Genomic DNA, 19,203 nt, shown 5'->3' on the forward strand with positions numbered 1-19,203 from the left:
TGATGTCTAGCAATAACCTGATTAAACAATTGCAAGAGCGGGGCCTCGTTGCCCAGGTAACGGATGAGGATGCGTTAGCAGAGAGACTGGCGCAGGGCCCTATCTCTCTCTATTGTGGTTTCGATCCTACCGCTGACAGCTTGCATTTGGGACATCTGGTTCCTTTGCTGTGTTTAAAACGATTCCAACTAGCCGGGCACAAGCCTGTGGCGTTGGTAGGTGGCGCAACGGGCCTTATTGGTGATCCGAGCTTTAAAGCTACTGAACGTAAATTAAATACCGCAGAAACCGTTCAAGAGTGGGTAGAAAAAATCCGTAACCAAGTTTCACCATTTTTAAGCTTTGATTGTGGTGATAACAGTGCGCGTCTTGCTAACAACTATGATTGGTTTGGCAAAATGGATGTACTGACTTTCTTACGTGATATTGGTAAGCATTTTTCGGTTAATCAAATGATTAACCGTGAATCCGTTAAGCAACGTCTTAACCGTGATGATGTTGGTATCTCCTTCACTGAATTTGCGTATAACCTATTACAAGGTTATGACTTTGCAAATATGAACCATGAAATGGGTGTAGAACTGCAAATTGGTGGTTCCGACCAATGGGGTAACATTACCTCTGGTATCGATTTAACTCGCCGTCTTCATCAAAACCAAGTGTTTGGCATGACCGTTCCGCTGATCACTAAAGCTGATGGGACTAAATTCGGTAAAACTGAGGGTGGTGCAGTTTGGTTAGATCCGAAAAAAACCAGCCAATACAAATTCTACCAGTTCTGGATTAATACTGCGGATGCAGACGTTTATCGCTTCCTCAAGTTCTTCACCTTCATGGAACTCGATGAAATTAACGCGCTGGAAGAAGAAGATAAAAACAGTGGTAAAGCACCACGTGCGCAATACGTTTTAGCGGAGCAGGTGACTAAATTAGTTCACGGCGAAGCGGGTTTAGCGGCTGCTAAACGCATTACTGAAAGCTTGTTCTCTGGTGCGGTTTCTGATTTAACAGAAGCAGATCTTGAACAACTAGCACAAGATGGTATGCCATGCATCACTTTAGAAGAGGGTGCTGACCTGCAACAAGCATTAGTTGACTCAGAATTAACGCCATCACGTGGGCAAGCAAGAACAGCAATTAGCTCTAATGCGGTTTCTATCAATGGTCAAAAACAGACTGAGCCAATGTATGTCTTTACAGACGCAGACCGTTTGTTTGGCCGTTATACCTTGATCCGTCGTGGTAAGAAAAACGACTGCTTAATTAATTGGAAATAGCTCTGACTAACCTTTGTAATATCAGCCTGGGGAGTTTTCCAGGCTATACTCGTCATATTTCAAGTTGCATGGGTGTTAACTGAACTTAGCTAGCTTGATGACATGCTTATATATGTTCATCAGGTTATCTTCTCTTTTCGACGACATGCAATTTGAATTATTTGGGGTATATTCATATTAGCAATGGCTAATCACTGATTTCTCTTCATTCGATATAACAATTCTCTGGGTTCTTAATGAAAAGCGTATTATCAATTCAATCCCATGTTGTTTTCGGCCATGCAGGAAACAGTGCTGCTGCATTCCCTATGTGCCGTATGGGCGTAGATGTGTGGCCACTCAATACCGTACAATTTTCTAATCACACGCAATACCCTCAATGGACGGGAACCGTATTTCCTGCTCAGCATTTAACAGACATTGTTGAAGGGCTTGCTAAAATTCATAAACTTGAAATCTGTGATGCCGTATTAAGTGGTTATATCGGTTCCGCGGAACAAGGTGACGATATACTTGCGATCGTGAAAAAAGTGAAAGCTTCCAATCCACAAGCCCTGTATTTTTGTGATCCAGTAATGGGGCATCCTGAGAAAGGCTGTATTGTTGCTCCTGGCGTTGCTGAATTCTTATGTGAAAGAGCATTGGCGGCAAGTGATGTTATTGCACCAAACTTACTTGAATTAGAAACACTCGCAGGTAGAACAATCAAGACGGTAGAAGAGGCCATTGGCGCAGCAAGAGAACTTTGTCATAAAGGTCCCAAAATTATTCTTGTGAAACATTTGAGCCGTGCAGCCTATAGGGCTGATCGTTTTGAAATGATTTTGGTTACTGCGGAGCATAGCTGGCATGTTAGTCGTCCATTAGTTGATTTCGGCGAGAAGCAACCTGTAGGGGTGGGCGATTTGACGAGTGGCTTGATGCTAGTGAATTTATTAAAAGGTGAACCCCTTAATAAAGGACTAGAACATGTTGCAGCTGCAGTTTATGAAGTAATGATTAAAACAAAAGAAATGGGTGAGTACGAACTGCAACTGGTGGCAGCTCAAGATAAAATGGTTAATCCAGAACACAAGTTTTGTGCCACTCAGGTAGACTGATTTATCTGTTTTTGACTAGAAATAAAATAGCGCCCTAGTTTTAGGGCGCTATGATTGAAATCTTAGATTAAACCTTCTGCTTTTAGTGCCTCTTGGACATTCGGGCGTTTTGCAACTTTAGTAATGTAATCTTGTAAATGCGTTAAGCTTGATAAATCTAAGCCAACGTGTTTTGCCCATCCACTAACTGTAAATAAATAGGCATCTGCTACGCTAAAATTGTCGCCAGCAAAGAACGCCTGCTTTGCTAATACGGAGTCAGCATATTTGAATTTATTCAATAATACTTTGCGAGCTGTTTCTTTATAATCCTCAGGTGTTCCAGGGGTAAATAAAGGCGAGAAGTTTTTATGAAGTTCTGTTGAGATGAAATTTAACGCTTCCATTTGATGGTAGCGTTTCATTGAGCCAGCAAGAGCAATCAGATTTCTATCTGGTTTTTGGTCTGCAAGATACTGAACAATAACAGCACCTTCAGTAAGTTGATCCCCATTATCTAACACTAGAGTAGGAACTTGGCCTTTCGGGTTTATTGCTAAGAAATCTTCACCTTTCTCTGTTTTTTTCTCTTTGATGTTTACACGTTCAATCGAGAAATCTAATCCAGTTTCACGCAAAATAATATGTGGAGAAAGAGAACAAGCACCGGGAGCGTAATACAATTTCATCATAGGACTCCTAAGTTTTGAAATGGGTAATAATTAGCAAATAAAAATCTCTCTTGTTAAGTATATCACTACTTTCTGTTAGCAAATTGCCATCGGGTGCGAGTTATGCCATAAAAGGTGAATTTAAATAAAAAGGAGTGTGAATAATGCCTTGTCGCGTAGATTTGGATATTCATACTGAAAATGAAAAAAATCAAAGAGATTTAAGATAGTTACCTTATCGAATTAAAAACTAATTTGATAAAATTCTTCACTTATTGGCACATAAAAATTAATAATAAATTTAAATAATAAGTGAGTGAATAAATGGGGAGTATGAGTCATAAGCTCAAATTTTTAGGTAAATTAGACCAAAAACTCATGGCACATACGCCAAGTAATAGTCGTGGCATTAAACGTTTTATTTTAGAATTTTGGTTTTTTGGCCTTATCAATGCACGTTCTTGTTTATTCGCTGGTTTTTTCTTTTTAGCACTATTTTTAGTGCCCGCAAAAGGTATTTTAGGATTACCCCGTTATGATGCCTTGCTGATTTTTGCTGTCGTATTTCAGGCCATATTAGTGTGGTCAAAATTAGAAACATGGGATGAACTAAAGGCGATTTGTGTGTTTCATTTGGTCGGATTTATGATGGAGTTATTTAAAACGTCCGCAACTATAGCGTCATGGCAATATCCCGATGCAGCATTGACTAAACTTTGGGGGGTTCCTTTATTTACGGGGTTTATGTATGCTGCTGTGGGGAGTTACATTATTCAATCATGGCGTTTTTTTAAAGTTAGAATTGAACATTACCCACCCTATTGGATGGCAACGTGTGTCGCACTGGCGATTTATATTAATTTTTTTAGCCATCATTATATTGACGATTATCGTTGGTATTTAACCGCCTTTATTTTTGGTTTGTATGCACGGAGTGTGGTTTTTTATACTCCACTTGATAAAGAGCGCAAAATGCCTTTATTACTTGCCTTTATGTTAATCGGTTTTTTTATTTGGCTAGCCGAAAATTTTGGGACTTTTTTCGGTGTTTGGCAGTATCCCAACCAAATTGGTGCATGGTCAATGGTGCATGCGGGCAAATGGGGAGCGTGGTCTTTATTAGTGATTGTCACCTTTACGATTGTCGTTCACCTTAAACATATTAAGGCGAACGTCACAGTGGCTAGTTAAGGTTACTTTGTCATAAGTATGTTGGTTAAGGAGATAATGATATTCCTTAACCAAGTAGCTAAGGTTCAATTTCAATGAGAAAGCGGGATTTTTGTTGATGTTTTTGATCTCCCCAAGGCATCATTCGCTGTTTAGGGTAACTGGCGAAAAATAAAACGATTTCTTGCAATTATAACCATTTTATCTAGGGTGATTTCTCCTTCAATATTCTTATCGAAACGACTTGCAGTCAAATTTGTAATTGTATTGATAACAGATAATGCTTCTATGTTTTCATCATCTAATGCGTGTATTTCGGCTATGCCTTGTAATGCATATGCAGCTGCTTTTTGAGTATTTTAAAGGTTTGAAATGCCACGAAAATTACTGATACGTACCATATCTATTTGAATGCTCATTCCTTTTCCCTTTCCTCTTTAATCCATAGACTATCATTTAGTGTTGTACAATTTTATAGAAAGTAGCTAGAGGTTACAGGTCTTGCCGCCACGCATCAATTGACAGAGGTTCGCCAAAGTGGCTCTCAATTAAACGGCGGGTCACATCGTGAAGTGGAGCGGCAAGTACTTCTGCTGTATTGCCACGCTCCACAACCTCGCCTTTATCCATCACAAGCATTTTATCACTGATATGTTTCATCATCCCAAGGTGTTGAGTTACATAGATATAAGCGATGTCATGTTTGGCTTGTAAGTCTAACATTAAGTTAATAATTTGCGAGCGCATGGACATATCAAGTGAGGCCAGTGCTTCATCCGCCACGATAATTTCGGGTTGTAAAATAAGCGCGCGAGCAAGGGCGATACGTTGTTTTTGCCCTGACGCTAGCATATGTGGGTAATATTCTGCGTGATCTGCTAACAATCCGACTTGGCGCAACGTTTGGATAATTCGCCTTTCACGCTCTATACCTGTTAAATCTGTATTTAGTTTTAACGGTAACTCCAATGTTTGGCCGATACGTTGTCGAGGGTTCAGCGAGGTACTAGGGTCTTGGAAGATCATACGGATACGTTGACTACGGTAACTATAATCACCAAAATTTAGACGCTGTCCGCGGATCATGATATCTCCGCTGGTGGGTTCTACAACCCCAGAGAGCATTCGGGCTAATGTTGATTTTCCTGAACCATTAGCTCCAATAATTGCCAGGGTCTGGCCTGCTTGTAAATTAAAGCTAATCGGCTTAACGGCTTGCAGTTCGTGGCGGTGGAACAAACCTTCACGAAACCGAAAGGTTTTTGTTAGATTACGGACTTCCAATAACGTTTCCATTAGGGTTGCTCCTCAGTATTGAGTGGGTAATGGCAAGCCACTAAATGGTTTTTGATATTACGTAGCTGTGGGGCTTCAATACAGGTGCGCTGTGCATAAGGACAACGTGGCCCAAGCCGGCAGCCAATAGGTAAATGTTCTAATGATGGAATTGCGCCAGGCAAGGTATTTAAACGGCCTTTATGGGGGATTGGGCTTTCAAAATCAGGAATAGATCGAATCAAAGCTTGGGTATAAGGGTGGCGTGGTCGCTGTAAGATATCTTCAGGTGTCGCACTTTCCACGGTTTGTCCACAATATAAAACATTAATGCGGTCTACTAATTTTGACATCATTTCCATATCATGACTGATTAGCAAAATCCCCATGTTATTATTTTGATTCAGCTTATCTAGCAGGCGGAAAATCTGTGCCTGTGTAGTGGATTCCATGGCATTTGTGGGTTCATCTGCAATTAACAAGCGAGGTTGGTTAGCGATAGCAATCGCTATCATGACTTTTTGGCACTCACCATCTGTTAGCTCATAAGGATAGCTGTGCATGATATCTTTATGATCTTTAATACCAACCCGATGCAAAAGCTCAATTGCACGACGTTTTCTCCAGTTAAAACGTTGCCACCAGCGGCCTTTATAAGTCCAACCAGGAATGGATTGAATGAGCTGTTTACCTATGTCAGCTGCAGGGTCTAAGCACGATTGTGGTTCTTGGAATATCATCGAAATATTGTGGCCAATTAACTTACGGCGCTTGCGGGGGCTAAGCTTTAATAAGTCAATATCTTGGAAGCGAAAGCGGTCGGCAGTAACACGGATGTTATCTTTTGTTACGCCACAAATGGCTTTGGCAATCAAGCTTTTCCCTGAGCCAGACTCACCGACTAAACCGCGAATTTCACCTTCAGAAAGTGTCATAGAGACACGGTCAACGGCTTTGACAGGGCCGTTGGCAGTCATAAACTCAATCGTTAAATTGCGGATGTCTAAGAGCGGCATTATTCAACCCCCGCATTGATGGCTCGGTGTAATCCGTCACCTAGTAAGTTTACAAATAAAACACTTATCATGATAGCGACCCCAGGTAAAATTACTGTCCAAGGGGCAACATAAATCAATTCTAAGGTATCACCTAGCATGGCTCCCCATTCCGAAGAGGGTAACTGTGCGCCTAAATCTAAAAAACCTAAAGCGGCAATATCAAGAATAGCGATAGATAGCGCACGGGTTAATTCCGTGACTAAGATAGGGGTAATGTTCGGTAATACGGTATACCACAAAATAAAAATGTTAGATGCGCCATCAAGGCGGGCAGCAACGATATATTCTTTGTCTAACTCATCATGCACCGCAACGTAAATTGTTCTTACCATTCGCGGTATCAATGCAAGGCAGATGGCCAACATGGCATTTTCAAGACTTGCTCCCATAAATGCGACAACAATAATCGCTAACAGTAAGGATGGGATAGATAAGAGAGTGTCGAGGATATGATTAAATACGGCAGATTTTAACCCTTTCGTCATTCCTGCAAGGCAGCCTAGAACTAAACCGATAACAGTGGCAATAAAAGTGACAAGGATTGCAGAGCCAAAAGTCGATTTAGTCCCGATTAATAAGCGGCTTAAAATATCACGGCCAAGATCATCTGTGCCGAAGAAGAAAGCAACTTCACCGTAATGTGACCACGATGGTGGCGTTAATTGATACCCTAAAAATTGTTGATCTAAGGCGTAAGGTGCGAGATAAGGACCGATAAAACACAAAATAAGCAAAAATAGCACACCAAAAAAGCCAACCATCGAAACGATGTCTGATGAAAATAAATTCCATACCACCCGCGCAGGGGATGGCATTTTCTGTTCACGATAAAAATTATCTGAGGACATACCAATCCTTATGTTTTAACGGGTCCATCATTGCGCCTAAAATATCGGATAACACGTTGACAGTAATGACGAGTGCGCCAATTAACATAACACCTGCAGAGATTGCGGAGTAGTCTTCTTGTCGGATAGCAGTGACAAGCCAACGTCCAAGCCCTGGCCAGTTAAACACTAATTCAGTAACCATGGTGAGTGTAAGCATAGTGGAAAATTGCAGACCCAGCTTTGGTATTATGGGGGGAATAGCATTATGAAAAATATGACGGCGAATTATTTTAAGGCGAGAAAGCCCGCGGATAGCCGCAGCTTTGATATAGTTTTCACTTGCAATTTCTTCAGTGCTGTTTCTCACTAAGCGAATGACTTCAGTCGTTGGCGCTAAGGCGAGGGTGAGTACAGGTAAAATCATATGTTCTAACACATTGATTATCATGTCTTTACGATAAGGTGATTCAGAGAGCCATGCATCAATTAGTGCAAAACCAGTGACTGGTTTTAGGTTATATAATAGGTCAATACGGCCTGAAACTGGAAGCCAGCCAAGATGTAATGAGAAAAATAAAGTCAGTACCAGAGCTAAAACAAATACAGGAACGGAAAAACCCAGTAAGGCAAACACACTAATGGCAATATCTGCGGGTTTGTTACGCCAAAATGCAGCAATAATGCCAAGGGGGATACCTGTTGTTAAAGCAAAAATAAATGCCAAAATGCACAACTCCATTGTGGCAGGAAATGTGTCTTTAAGTTGTTCGGTAATAGGTTCACCATTAATACTGGACACACCAAAATCAAAATGCAATAAACCGTCAAAGTAGAAAATATAGGCATCTAAGAGTGAGGCACCGCTGAGCGGGGCATTAGGGGTGAAGTAGCTCAGGCTAAAACTGACCAATGACAAAAAGAAGACGGTAACCAGTAATAACAAAAAGCGGCGCAATGAGTAAATAATCATGGTTGCCCCCCTTGTTTTTTCGGTGCCACTTTCGGTTTTTGTTCCATTTCACGATATACCCCTGCAAATGAAGTATTACCAAAGGCACTGATCACGAGTCCTTTCATATCATAACGATAAGCTTGTAATCGTAATGAATAGGCTAATGGTAAAATAGGTAAGTCCTCACCTAAAATTTGCTGAGCTTGATGGTAGTAATCAATCCGTGAGGCTAATTGTTGGGTCAGTAGTGCTTTATGCAGAACTTCATCAAATATGGGGTTACACCAATGGCTTAAGTTAGTTTGTGAACCAATTGCTGCACAACTGAGTAACGGGCGGAAAAAACTATCAGGGTCGTTACTGTCTGTTGTCCAACCTGCTAATGTCATATCGTGAGTTCTATCCATTAGCTGATTCTCTTGGAAGCGGCCTTCTACTGAGCGGATATTCATGGTGATGCCAACTTGGGCTAAGTCTGCTTGAATAAGCTCTGCCATTTTTAATGGGCTTGGATTATACGATTGTGAGGCAATAGGCACCCACAAATCTAATTTCAGATTTTCTAACCCCATATCTTGTAGCATTTGCTTGGAAAGTTCAGGGTTGTAATCTGTAATTTTAGCTTGGTTATCATAAGCCCAAGATGCACGTGGTAAGATTGATGCGGCTGTTTCTGCGGTGCCATAATAAATCGATTGCATCAGTCGCTCATTATTAATGGCGTAAGCAATCGCTTGACGAACTTTGAGTTGATCCAGCGGCGGCTTGCTTGTATTAAATGCCAAATAGGCAATATTCATCCCTGAACGCATGGAGATGCGCAGGCGAGGGTCATCTCGTAGGACTTTTAGTTGACTCGCAGCAGGGTAAGCTAACACATCACACTCCCCTGTGAGCAGCTTTGAAATACGTCCTGTGCCTCCAGCGCCCATATCGATCACGACTTCTTCCATACGTGGCTGGCCTTTCCAGTAATGATCATTTCTTAGCAAGCGAACAAATTGGCCGGCTTGGTAGTCATCTAGCTTAAATGGCCCTGTACCAATGGGGCGCCAATCAATCAATTCTTGGCGATTAACACTTGATAGCGAGTCAGCATATTGAGCCGAGAGAATGGGGGCGTAGTGAGTCGCTAAATGCCATAAGAATGATGCATCAGGGGAATTTAGGCGAAATTCCACGGTGTAATTATTAATTTTGCGAATGCTTTGTACACTGCTGGCAAATTGCAGGCTATCAAAGTAAGGATAACGACCACCATTAATATAATGATAAGGATGGTTAACTTCAAACATCCGAGCAAAGCTAAAAACCACATCATCTGCGTTCATATTGCGTGAAGGGGTAAACCAAGGTGTTTCTTGGAACTTAACATCTTTTCTTAGGTAAAGACGATAGGTCGCGCCATTATCAAACACTTCCCAGCGTTCAGCGAGTTCTGGAATGAGACGATATGTAAATGGGTCGACATCCAGTAAGCGGTCATAAATTTGTGCGCCTAGCGGATCAACGATTAACCCACTACTGACGAGTTGAGGGTTAAAAGTTGTCACAATCCCATTCACACAGTAAATGAAACCTTTCTGGCGAATATCTGCAGGGACTTCATTAGCGACAATATCTGTAAACCGCTCTTGGTTACTGAGCGCATTGGCAGATGTAAGAATGAGAAATAAAAAGCAAAGAGTTAGTCGGCGCATAACACTGATATCGTTAACCTGAATTGACCTATTGTAGCGTAAAAAAGAGCAAACAGGGTATAAGCAAAAATTTGACGTTAACGCTGAACGAAAAGCCATCTAGATAAAACTGATAATAATAAAATTATGATGTTTATCATTGAAGTATGTCTGAATGAGAAAAAATCGCATTAAAAAGCTTTACAAATGACACTGATAACTATTATCATTCGCTTTGTCACTTAGGTGTATACCTATAGTGACAAGGCATGACATTGCTCACATTGCTTCCAGTGTTTTATTTGATAGCCAGCTTGGGTGCTGGCTTTTTTTTGTACTTTTTATAAGAAAAGTCTACGGCTTGTCATTTTATGACTATTATGGCTGAGCAGGCTTGTCTAAACCAACAAATTTTAAATCATCTTCTGTAACATTACCTTGTAGTGTACATAAAAAGCGGACGACACCGCGTTTTTCATCTTTCTCGATAATCATCATTTTTTCCGCGGAATAAGGTTTTAACCCATAGTTTTGAGCTGCATATTCATTAAATACCCATTTTTCGTCTAAGCTGTGTCTAATCATTGGTGCATAAATATAGCTATTGCCTATTTTTAGAATGCTAATTTTTGAGGATGTATAGCGGATGACTTCATCAAGACTTTGTGTTGTTTCAAACCCCCAAAAATAATACTGCCCACGCATCCCCATATAAGTAAAATTATCATACTTATCGAAGTCACTGTGGCTAACAAAAAAACGGTTAAAGGTGACAAAACCTGTTGGCGAAAAATGAAGGTCAACTGAAAGTGAAGGGCTATCATTAATGTTTGTATGTTTTAGTGTTTTTGAAATATCTTCAAGTACAGGGTATTCATTTATTTTTTTAAAAAAAGAAGCATCGCAATAGCTAAATGTACGCATCAATGATTCGGCATGGGTCATAGCAGACATCCCTAGGAGCAACCAAGGGATAGCAAATATGTTTAGTTTTTTCATAATAAGCTCCTTGTGCTATGCAATAGTATTAACATAAATACCATATAAATATATTTTTCGTTGTGGGGAATTATGTCAATATGTAAAAATAAATAAAAAAAATTGAAAAAAGGTTTTATATCCACATGATTTCCGTCTTTGAATAAAGAATTAAAAATAAAATCATAAACTATTTGGATAAAACGAATGTATATAAATAAAACGCTAATGTTTTCTTTATGCTGATTTTCATTGTTAATTTTTGTTTGGTCAATGAGCTTTAGTTATAGAACTATATGAATATTATATTTTTATTAAGGTGTAAAATGAAAAGTGAATAATCGTATTTCAATAAGCATCGGATAATGATTTGTTATTATGAGTAAATACGTAATTACATTAATAGAAACACTGAAAGTACTGAAATATTTAGTAAGAAAAAATACTCTCTGAATATTAATTAAAAAATTAGGAGAGTAAATACCTAAAACAATATCGCTGAATATTGTTTTAGGTATATCTATTCATTTTCAATTTGATATTTTTTTACCAATCCTCGCAATTGATCATAGCTTAGGGATAGGGATTGGGCCGCTTTGCGTTGATTGTAGTGACTCGCGATGAGAGCACGTTCAAGTAGCTGTTTTTCAGTCTGTTGCTGCCATTGTCGCAAATCACAAGGGAGTGTTGGCAGAGTGCAATGTGCGGGCACGACGTCAACCTTGCTAGTGGGTGTCTCATGTAACTCAGCTAGCTTTTCGCCAAATGGGTTGAAAATAATGGTGTTGACGGGAGTCGCTTGATCTCCATGGCGGTATACTGAACGCTCAATGACATTTTTCAATTCTCGCACATTTCCTGGCCAAGGGTATTGCAATAATGCTTGCTCTGCGTCAGGTGTAAATCCTGTAAAATGCGAACGTTTTAACTCCCCACACATTAAAATGGCAAAGTGTTCTGCTAATAATAAGATATCTGGCTGACGTTCGCGTAGGGGAGGAATACGGATGACATCAAATGCAAGCCTATCGAGCAAATCGGCACGAAATCTGCCTTGCTTGGCGAGCTCAGGTAAATTGGCATTGGTCGCACAAATCAAACGCACATCAACTCGCAGAGATTGGCTACCCCCAACACGTTCTAATTCACCGTATTCGATGACTCTTAATAGCTTTTCTTGCACTGACATTGGCGCAGTAGCGAGTTCATCAAGGAATAATGAGCCTTTGTCTGCGCGTTCAAAACGCCCTTGATGGCGCTTTTGTGCACCCGTAAATGAACCTGCTTCGTGGCCGAATAGTTCAGAATCCAGTAAATTCTCATTGAGTCCACTGCAGTTGAGAGAGATAAAGGCTTCTTGCCAACGGGGAGAAAGGTAATGTAAGCGGTCTGCTATCAATTCTTTACCTGTACCACGTTCACCAATGACGAGTACAGGTTTGTTTAATTGAGCAAGTTCGGATGTTTGCTCGAGAACATCTAAAAAATTACTAGAAACTCCGAGGATCGTATCATTAGTCTGTTTCATGGTTATATTTACCAATAATTGGTTTATTTGACCGATAGTTTAACTATAAACGAAACCTGCTTGATGTAAAGATTTTTTATTAAACATAATAAAATCAATTGATTATTTAAAATTTAAAAAGTTGGCACGTAGGTTGCTAAGTTATAGGTAAGAAGTAGTAAGAAAGATGTACCAAAGATTGAGTATCATAAAATAAATTGTTTCACTTACGGAGCGTCAGATTGGCTGGAAGCCACATCAGGTCAGGCGCTGCAGAAATGATAAATCCATCAAGAGGAAATAAATAATGGGTATTTTTTCACGTTTTGCCGACATCATTAATGCAAATATCGCTTCACTGCTAGATAAAGCTGAAGATCCGCAAAAAATGATCCGCCTGATGATTCAGGAAATGGAAGACATGTTAGTTGAAATTCGCTCAACGTCTGCGCGTACGTTAGCAGAGAAAAAAGGCTTAGAACGCCGTATCGAAATGGGCGAAAAACAAGTTGCAGATTGGCAAGAAAAAGCTGAATTAGCTCTGGTCAAGGACAAAGAAGATTTAGCGCGTGCGGCGTTAATTGAAAAGCAAAAAGTCAGTGCAATGGTTGATACATTAAAACATGAACTGATTATTGTTGATGAAACATTGACTCGCTTAAAAGGTGAAATTTCAGAATTAGAAAATAAATTGCAAGAGACGCGTGCGAAGCAGCAATCTATGGTAGTTCGAATGGAAGCTGCGCAATCTAGCCGTAATGTCCGCCGTCAATTAGACAGTGGTAAAATGGATGAGGCAATGGCTCGTTTTGAGCAGTTTGAGCGCCGTATTGACCATATGGAAGGTGAAGCGCAAAGTTATGGTATTGGAAAACAAAAATCACTGGATCAGCAATTTGCTGAGCTTAAAGCGGATGATGAAATTAGCGCACAGTTAGCGGCACTTAAAGCTAAAATTAATAAAGACCAGTAATTGTATTTTGCCACTTTGGTGTTTTGTGCCAGAGTGGCAAATAGACTAACCATATTGATAAGGAAATGTGATGGGCTACGTTTTACTGTCTCTCGTATTAATCATTTTTGTTATTTTTGTTCTGCCTGTTTGGTTGTGGTTGCACTACAGCAAAAAAAATAACGGACAGGGGAGCCAGCTAACCGAAAATGAAGTGCAGCGTTTAATGCAACTTGCTGAGCAAGCTTCGCGCATGCAACAACGTATTAAGACACTTGAAGATATTTTGGATGCAGAACACCCGAATTGGAGGCAAAAATAATGACTCAACTTCGCAACCGTAAACTTTACCGTTTGTCAGACAGACGCGTGTTCGGTGGTGTCTGTTCTGGTATTGCGGAATATTTAGAATTACCTGTTGCGTTGGTCAGGGCACTGGCCGTATTGGCTTTATTTGTGAGCTTTGGTATCACATTAATTCTTTATATTGTTATGTGTTTTGTGGTGGAAACCGCACCAAGTGGGTATCGATCTGAGCAAGATATTGGTCCTGAAGTTAGCAGCTTGATTAATCAGATCGATATGCAACTGAAATCAGGTGAAATGAAGCTACGCCAAATTGAGCGTTATGTCACTTCAGACACCTATACTGTAAACAGTAAATTCCGCGATTTATAATCATTATATAGCCATCACAAAAAGGGGTGAGGTTTTGACCAAATCCCTTTTATTTTTGTGTATAGGAAATTGGGGTACACAATATGCCGAACATACCGCATCAGCAAATTAAAAAATATGCAAAACAACGTATTTTAGCGAAAGCGTTTAAGCTTCTTTTTGTGTTCTTACTCACATATGGCCCCGCAGGCCTAGTAGGGAGAGTCATCAAATTGTTGAGCAGCAAATGGATAATTAACCTGCTCATCAAACGTTTAAGCTAATACAGTTTGTTTTATGCCAAATTATTGCGCAAAATAATAAGTAAGTTTAAGCGTAATTTCTAACGGTAAGTCTCGGGAGGAGCATGAAACGCCTGCAAAATGAATTGACGGACTTGATGAACCGAAGCGTTGATCGTCATGTCAGACTGGCAGTAACGGGGCTAAGTCGTAGTGGTAAAACTGCGTTTATTACTTCGCTGGTTAATCAGTTATTAAATGTGAATACAGGGGCTCGCTTGCCACTTTTTTCAGCGGCAAGAGACAAGCGGTTATTAGGTGTAAAACGCATTCCTCACCGTGATTTATCTGTACCGCGTTTTGCTTATGATGAAGGAATTGCATCCTTATATGGTCAACCCCCTGAGTGGCCAACACCAACCCGTGGTGTCAGCGAAATTCGTTTGAAATTACATTATCGCTCTGATGACTCTTTTTTGCGCCATTTTGTTGATAATTCATCCCTATATTTAGAAATTGTTGATTACCCAGGTGAATGGTTGCTAGATCTACCGATGTTAGATCTCAGTTTTATCGATTGGTCAGAGCAAATGAATATACTGATCAAGGGGAAAAGGGCGCATTTAGCCCAAGATTGGTTAGCCCTATGTGAACGATGTGACCCATTAGCGCCAGTTGATGAAAATTTATTGGCTGAAATTTCTAAAGCCTATACGCAGTATTTAGTTGAATGCAAAGCACAAGGGCAACATTTTATTCAGCCAGGCCGCTTTGTTTTACCTGCGGAATTGGATGGTGCTCCAGCCTTACAATTTTTCCCTTGGCCAAATGTGGCAAAATATGGGTTAAAAACCTTGGCTCAAGCAGGAAAGAATACTAACTTTGGTGCATTACAACAGCGTTATCAATATTACTGTGAACATGTGGTAAAAGGGTTTTACCGCGACTATTTTCAACGGTTTGATCGTCAAATTGTCCTTGTTGATTGCTTGCAGCCATTAAATAGTGGGCCAGAAGCGTTTAATGATATGCGGATGGCTCTGACGCAATTAATGCGTAGTTTTCATTATGGGAAACGTACGTTACTGCGTCGTTTATTTTCCCCATGTATTGATAAGCTGTTATTCGCTGCGAGTAAATCTGACCACGTCACCCCTGATCAACATGCGAATTTAGTGTCTTTACTGCAACAATTGGTACAAGAAGCGTGGCAACATGCTGCATTTGAAGGTATTAGTATGGATTGTATGGGACTAGCTTCCATTCAAGCAACAAAAAGTGGCATTGTGGATTATAAAGGAGAAAAGTTGCCTGCATTAAAAGGTGACCGTTTAAGCGATGGGCAACCATTAACGTTTTACCCTGGAGAAGTGCCTAAACGTTTACCGACGGAACAATTTTGGCAACAGCAAGGTTTTCAATTTGAAAACTTTAGGCCACAACCAACACCGATTGACCAACCCTTACCCCATATACGCATGGATAGCGCGTTAGAATTTTTGTTGGGAGATAAACTAAAATGAATGAACCAATAAAACAACGCCTTGATTTTGCTGATGGCATGACTAAAGAAACTGCAGAAAAACTGAAACAAGCACATGTCTTTGATGACCAGGAATTTGACAATTTTACGCCTATCGAATTAGACATGGAGCAAGAAGCCCAAGATGGGGAAGTTGAAAGCCTGATTAATGAAGCGTTAAAACCTAAGCGTTCTTTTTGGCGTAAGCTTATCGGGACAGCAGCGGGGATCTTCGCTGTTAGCGTAGTTGCTCAGTTGGGCATTTGGATCCATCAATCATGGGTGATGCAAGATTGGACAGCATTAGGCACAGCATCAGCAGGTGGCTTGATTGTTATTGCAGGAGCAGGTTCTATTGTCGGGGAATGGCGTCGTTTATATAAATTGCGTGAACGTGCGGAGGAACGGGATTTTGCTCGTGAATTACTGCATAGCCATGGCATGGGAAAGGGGAAAGACTTCTGTGTAAAATTAGCTAAACAGTCAGCATTGTCTGCGCAACATCCCGCAGTTCAACGTTGGCAAAGTATGCTACATGACTCGCATAATGACCGCGAAGTGGTTGAATTATATAGTCGGATGGTTCAGCCAATCCTTGACGAACAAGCACGAAAAGAAATTAGCCGCTGTAGTGCTGAATCCGCCATTATGATTGCGGTGAGCCCATTAGCGATTGTCGATATGGCGTTTATTGCTTGGCGGAATATTCGATTAATTAACCGTATTGCGGCAATTTATGGTATTGAGTTAGGTTATTATAGCCGTATTCGATTATTTCGTATGGTATTGATAAATATTGCATTTGCGGGAGCTTCAGAACTTATTCGTGAAGTTGGAATGGATTGGTTATCGCAAGATATTACTGCTAGGTTATCTACCCGTGCGGCACAAGGAATTGGAGCTGGGTTATTAACGGCGCGCTTAGGGATTAAGGCTATGGAACTGTGCCGACCGTTACCTTGGATTGAAAATAAGCCACGACTGGCTGATTTTCGCCATCAGTTAATTGGTCAGTTAAAGAGCGTTATTCCAAATAAAAAGGCAAAAAGCTAAGGTTTTTTCGATGGCAGGGTGAGTTGACAGTTTTTGCTCACTCTGCAGCATTATTTATTAATATTGTAGATAACCCCCTCCTAAAATGAATGAAAAGTGGGCTTGCGTGCCATTTTATTCGGTTAATTTTAATTGAGTTACAGTGTGTCAACAATTTGTGACACAAACACTGTCTTCTCATTGCGATTAACGTTAAAATAATCCCATCAAATCGACTTTTTAATAAGGTTTCCTCCCAATGCGCCTCGAAGTGACTTGCCAAGACCGAATTGGTTTAACGCGTGAATTGCTTGATCTTTTAGTTCTACAAAATATTGATCTTAAAGGCATTGAAATATCCCCACAGCGTCGCATCTACCTTAATTTTACGCCTGTCGATTTTCAGGTATTTAGCTCGTTGATGGCTGAAATACGTCGAATTAATGGCGTGTTGGATGTACGTCGCATCTTTTTTATGCCATCAGAACGTGAACACAAAGCAGTATGGGCATTATTGAATTCATTCCCTGAAGCGGTTTTATCTATCGATAATAAGTTAAATATAGAATTGGTTAATCCAATGACATTGCAGTTATTTGGTTATGATGAAACCAAAATACGGGAAAAAACGTTTTCTCAGCTGATTGGAAATAATGGCTTAGTGCGTTGGTTTGAACGTGAATCTCCAGAACCATACAGTGAAAAAGTGACGATCAAAGGCCAAGACTATTTGATGCAGGTCACTCCAATTATTTTAGCGGATGAAACGGGTAAATCCCATTGTACAGGGGCTGTTTTGCTGCTTAAGTCGGTCGCTATTTTGGATAAGCAACGTCAGCAAGTGGTAGACGTGGATAATAGCGGATTTGAGCAAATCATTGCTGTGAGCCCTGTGATGTCAAATGTCGTCGAACGTGCAAAACGCATTGCGATGTTGGATGAACCATTGTTGCTGGTGGGAGAAACAGGAACAGGGAAAGATATTTTAGCTAAAGCTTGTCACTTATACAGTGCCAGAGGCAAAGAGCCATTTTTAGGCTTAAATTGCGCCTCAATGCCTGATGATGTGGTTGAAAGCGAGTTATTTGGCTACGCCGCAGGGGCATACCCAAATGCTGTCGAAGGGAAAAAAGGTTTTTTTGAACAAGCTAATGGCGGTACGGTGTTGCTGGACGAAATTGCCGAAATGTCACCACAAATGCAGATTAAGTTACTGCGTTTTTTAAATGATGGAACCTTTAGGCGTGTCGGTGAAGAGCGTGAAGTGAAAGTGAATGTGCGTGTGATTTGTGCGACACAGAAAAACCTTCCTGCACTTGTCGCAGAAAAGAAATTCCGAGAAGATCTTTATTATCGTTTAAATGTATTAACACTGACGATCCCGCCTCTTCGTGAACGAAAAGAAGACCTACTTCCATTAACAAAAACGTTTGTTGCTAATTTTTCAAAAGAATTACATGTCGCAGAACCCAAATTAGCACCTTCATTAATTGAATATTTAAGTAGTTATTATTGGCCTGGTAATGTCCGCCAATTAAGAAATGCGCTGTATCAAGGCCTAACAGAGCTTGAAGGTAGCACTTTAGAGGCAGGTAATATTCAATTGCCTGATGTGGTAAATACTCCTACTCTTGCTTTAGATTCATTGAATGGTTCTCTGGACGAAATAACTAAACGGTATGAAGCGTCGGTGTTATCACGTTTATATCGTGACTACCCGAGTACGCGTAAATTAGCAAAACGTTTGGATATTTCTCATACAGCAATTGCCAATAAACTCCGAGAATATGGCCTTAATGCAAAAAAAGAGCAAGATTAAATAAAATGAATAAATATTTAATGTTTATATTTGCCACAATTTTTTTGGGTGCGAGTGCTTCTAGTCAGGCTAATACAACTATCCCAAATGATGGATTGAATAAATATTGCCAAGATGAAGAGCAAACCATGGATGAAATCTATGAAAATGGAGCCTTGACTAAGTGTTATTTTGCGGGAAGCTCTTTATCTGAGGCGTATAAACACTATCGTAGTGGGTTAATTGAAGATGGTCAGTTATTCTTAGCTGAAAAGTTAGTCATCAAAAAAAATATGGCAATGCCTTGCCCAGTAGAAGGAGGCATTGCCATTAATTACCGTTGGGATGGCGATAAAAAATTAAATATTGTTCAGGAGTTCGAGGGTGGTGAAACACACTTACAATTTACGCAAGATAATCAAGGTACAACGATAGCGATAACTCAACATATGGATTAATTTTCTCTTCAATAACACAATGGTAAGTAAGTGGAGAAGGACAAGGTGCCTGTTTTAAACTCTTTT

The 19,203-nt window shown here is 40.2% G+C and carries 19 protein-coding genes; 11 read left to right on the forward strand and 8 right to left on the reverse strand.

What is annotated here, in order from left to right; all coding sequences use genetic code 11:
* Window positions 1-2: 2 nt before the first annotated feature.
* On the forward strand, window positions 3-1,277 hold the full coding sequence (gene tyrS / locus PSF27_RS03195; protein WP_206084053.1) for a tyrosine--tRNA ligase: 1,275 nt from the start codon (window positions 3-5) through the stop codon (window positions 1,275-1,277).
* A gap of 236 nt (window positions 1,278-1,513) precedes the next feature.
* Entirely contained in the window at window positions 1,514-2,377 is an 864-nt protein-coding gene (pdxY, locus tag PSF27_RS03200; protein WP_272538597.1) for a pyridoxal kinase PdxY, read from the forward strand.
* Window positions 2,378-2,439: 62 nt separating this feature from the next.
* On the opposite strand, the gene gstA is transcribed toward pdxY, so the two are convergent.
* Window positions 2,440-3,045: a glutathione transferase GstA gene (gene gstA, locus PSF27_RS03205; RefSeq protein WP_206084055.1), complete on the reverse strand. Its 606-nt coding sequence runs from the start codon at window positions 3,043-3,045 to the stop codon at window positions 2,440-2,442.
* 306 nt (window positions 3,046-3,351) lie between these two features.
* Between gstA and PSF27_RS03210 the strand changes: the two genes are divergently transcribed.
* Window positions 3,352-4,218: a DUF817 domain-containing protein gene (locus PSF27_RS03210; protein WP_272680853.1), complete on the forward strand. Its 867-nt coding sequence runs from the start codon at window positions 3,352-3,354 to the stop codon at window positions 4,216-4,218.
* Between the two features lie 471 nt (window positions 4,219-4,689).
* On the opposite strand, the gene sapF is transcribed toward PSF27_RS03210, so the two are convergent.
* The 7 genes from sapF to pspF form a co-directional block, all read right to left on the reverse strand.
* Window positions 4,690-5,493: a putrescine export ABC transporter ATP-binding protein SapF gene (sapF, locus tag PSF27_RS03215; RefSeq protein WP_206084057.1), complete on the reverse strand. Its 804-nt coding sequence runs from the start codon at window positions 5,491-5,493 to the stop codon at window positions 4,690-4,692.
* Entirely contained in the window at window positions 5,493-6,488 is a 996-nt protein-coding gene (sapD, locus tag PSF27_RS03220) for a putrescine export ABC transporter ATP-binding protein SapD (RefSeq protein WP_206084058.1), read from the reverse strand. Before sapD ends, sapF begins: the two co-directional genes overlap by 1 nt.
* Window positions 6,488-7,378, reverse strand: a complete 891-nt coding sequence (gene sapC, locus PSF27_RS03225; protein WP_206084059.1) for a putrescine export ABC transporter permease SapC — start codon at window positions 7,376-7,378, stop codon at window positions 6,488-6,490. Before sapC ends, sapD begins: the two co-directional genes overlap by 1 nt.
* On the reverse strand, window positions 7,365-8,330 hold the full coding sequence (sapB, locus tag PSF27_RS03230; RefSeq protein WP_206084060.1) for a putrescine export ABC transporter permease SapB: 966 nt from the start codon (window positions 8,328-8,330) through the stop codon (window positions 7,365-7,367). Before sapB ends, sapC begins: the two co-directional genes overlap by 14 nt.
* Window positions 8,327-10,012: an ABC transporter substrate-binding protein SapA gene (gene sapA / locus PSF27_RS03235; RefSeq protein WP_272538595.1), complete on the reverse strand. Its 1,686-nt coding sequence runs from the start codon at window positions 10,010-10,012 to the stop codon at window positions 8,327-8,329. The genes sapB and sapA overlap by 4 nt, the downstream gene beginning before the upstream one ends.
* Window positions 10,013-10,369: 357 nt before the next feature.
* A complete protein-coding gene (locus tag PSF27_RS03240) occupies window positions 10,370-10,990 on the reverse strand; it encodes a hypothetical protein (protein ID WP_206084062.1) in 621 nt (206 codons plus the stop codon).
* Between the two features lie 499 nt (window positions 10,991-11,489).
* The gene (pspF, locus tag PSF27_RS03245) at window positions 11,490-12,497 is read right to left on the reverse strand and encodes a phage shock protein operon transcriptional activator (RefSeq protein ID WP_272538594.1); all 1,008 of its coding nucleotides are present in this window, start codon (window positions 12,495-12,497) and stop codon (window positions 11,490-11,492) included.
* A 286-nt stretch (window positions 12,498-12,783) separates the two neighbouring features.
* Between pspF and pspA the strand changes: the two genes are divergently transcribed.
* The 8 genes from pspA (at window position 12,784) to PSF27_RS03285 (ending at window position 19,137) form a co-directional block, all read left to right on the forward strand.
* Window positions 12,784-13,449 carry a phage shock protein PspA gene (gene pspA, locus PSF27_RS03250; protein WP_206084064.1) on the forward strand — a complete coding sequence of 222 codons (666 nt, stop codon included), beginning with the start codon at window positions 12,784-12,786 and terminating at the stop codon, window positions 13,447-13,449.
* 70 nt (window positions 13,450-13,519) lie between these two features.
* Window positions 13,520-13,750 carry an envelope stress response membrane protein PspB gene (gene pspB / locus PSF27_RS03255; RefSeq protein ID WP_206084065.1) on the forward strand — a complete coding sequence of 77 codons (231 nt, stop codon included), beginning with the start codon at window positions 13,520-13,522 and terminating at the stop codon, window positions 13,748-13,750.
* Entirely contained in the window at window positions 13,750-14,106 is a 357-nt protein-coding gene (gene pspC, locus PSF27_RS03260) for an envelope stress response membrane protein PspC (protein WP_206084066.1), read from the forward strand. The genes pspB and pspC overlap by 1 nt, the downstream gene beginning before the upstream one ends.
* Window positions 14,107-14,189: 83 nt before the next feature.
* Window positions 14,190-14,369 carry a hypothetical protein gene (locus tag PSF27_RS03265; protein ID WP_272538593.1) on the forward strand — a complete coding sequence of 60 codons (180 nt, stop codon included), beginning with the start codon at window positions 14,190-14,192 and terminating at the stop codon, window positions 14,367-14,369.
* A gap of 83 nt (window positions 14,370-14,452) precedes the next feature.
* Complete coding sequence (locus tag PSF27_RS03270; protein WP_272680854.1) at window positions 14,453-15,850, forward strand: YcjX family protein; 1,398 nt, start codon at window positions 14,453-14,455, stop codon at window positions 15,848-15,850.
* On the forward strand, window positions 15,847-16,902 hold the full coding sequence (locus tag PSF27_RS03275; RefSeq protein WP_272573285.1) for a YcjF family protein: 1,056 nt from the start codon (window positions 15,847-15,849) through the stop codon (window positions 16,900-16,902). Before PSF27_RS03270 ends, PSF27_RS03275 begins: the two co-directional genes overlap by 4 nt.
* Before the next feature lie 238 nt (window positions 16,903-17,140).
* Window positions 17,141-18,700, forward strand: a complete 1,560-nt coding sequence (gene tyrR / locus PSF27_RS03280) for a transcriptional regulator TyrR (RefSeq protein WP_206084070.1) — start codon at window positions 17,141-17,143, stop codon at window positions 18,698-18,700.
* Window positions 18,701-18,705: 5 nt separating this feature from the next.
* Complete coding sequence (locus PSF27_RS03285) at window positions 18,706-19,137, forward strand: hypothetical protein (protein ID WP_272680855.1); 432 nt, start codon at window positions 18,706-18,708, stop codon at window positions 19,135-19,137.
* Window positions 19,138-19,203: the final 66 nt, after the last annotated feature.

It is taken from the genome of Providencia sp. PROV129 (genome assembly GCF_028482245.1).
Taxonomy (GTDB): domain Bacteria; phylum Pseudomonadota; class Gammaproteobacteria; order Enterobacterales; family Enterobacteriaceae; genus Providencia; species Providencia vermicola.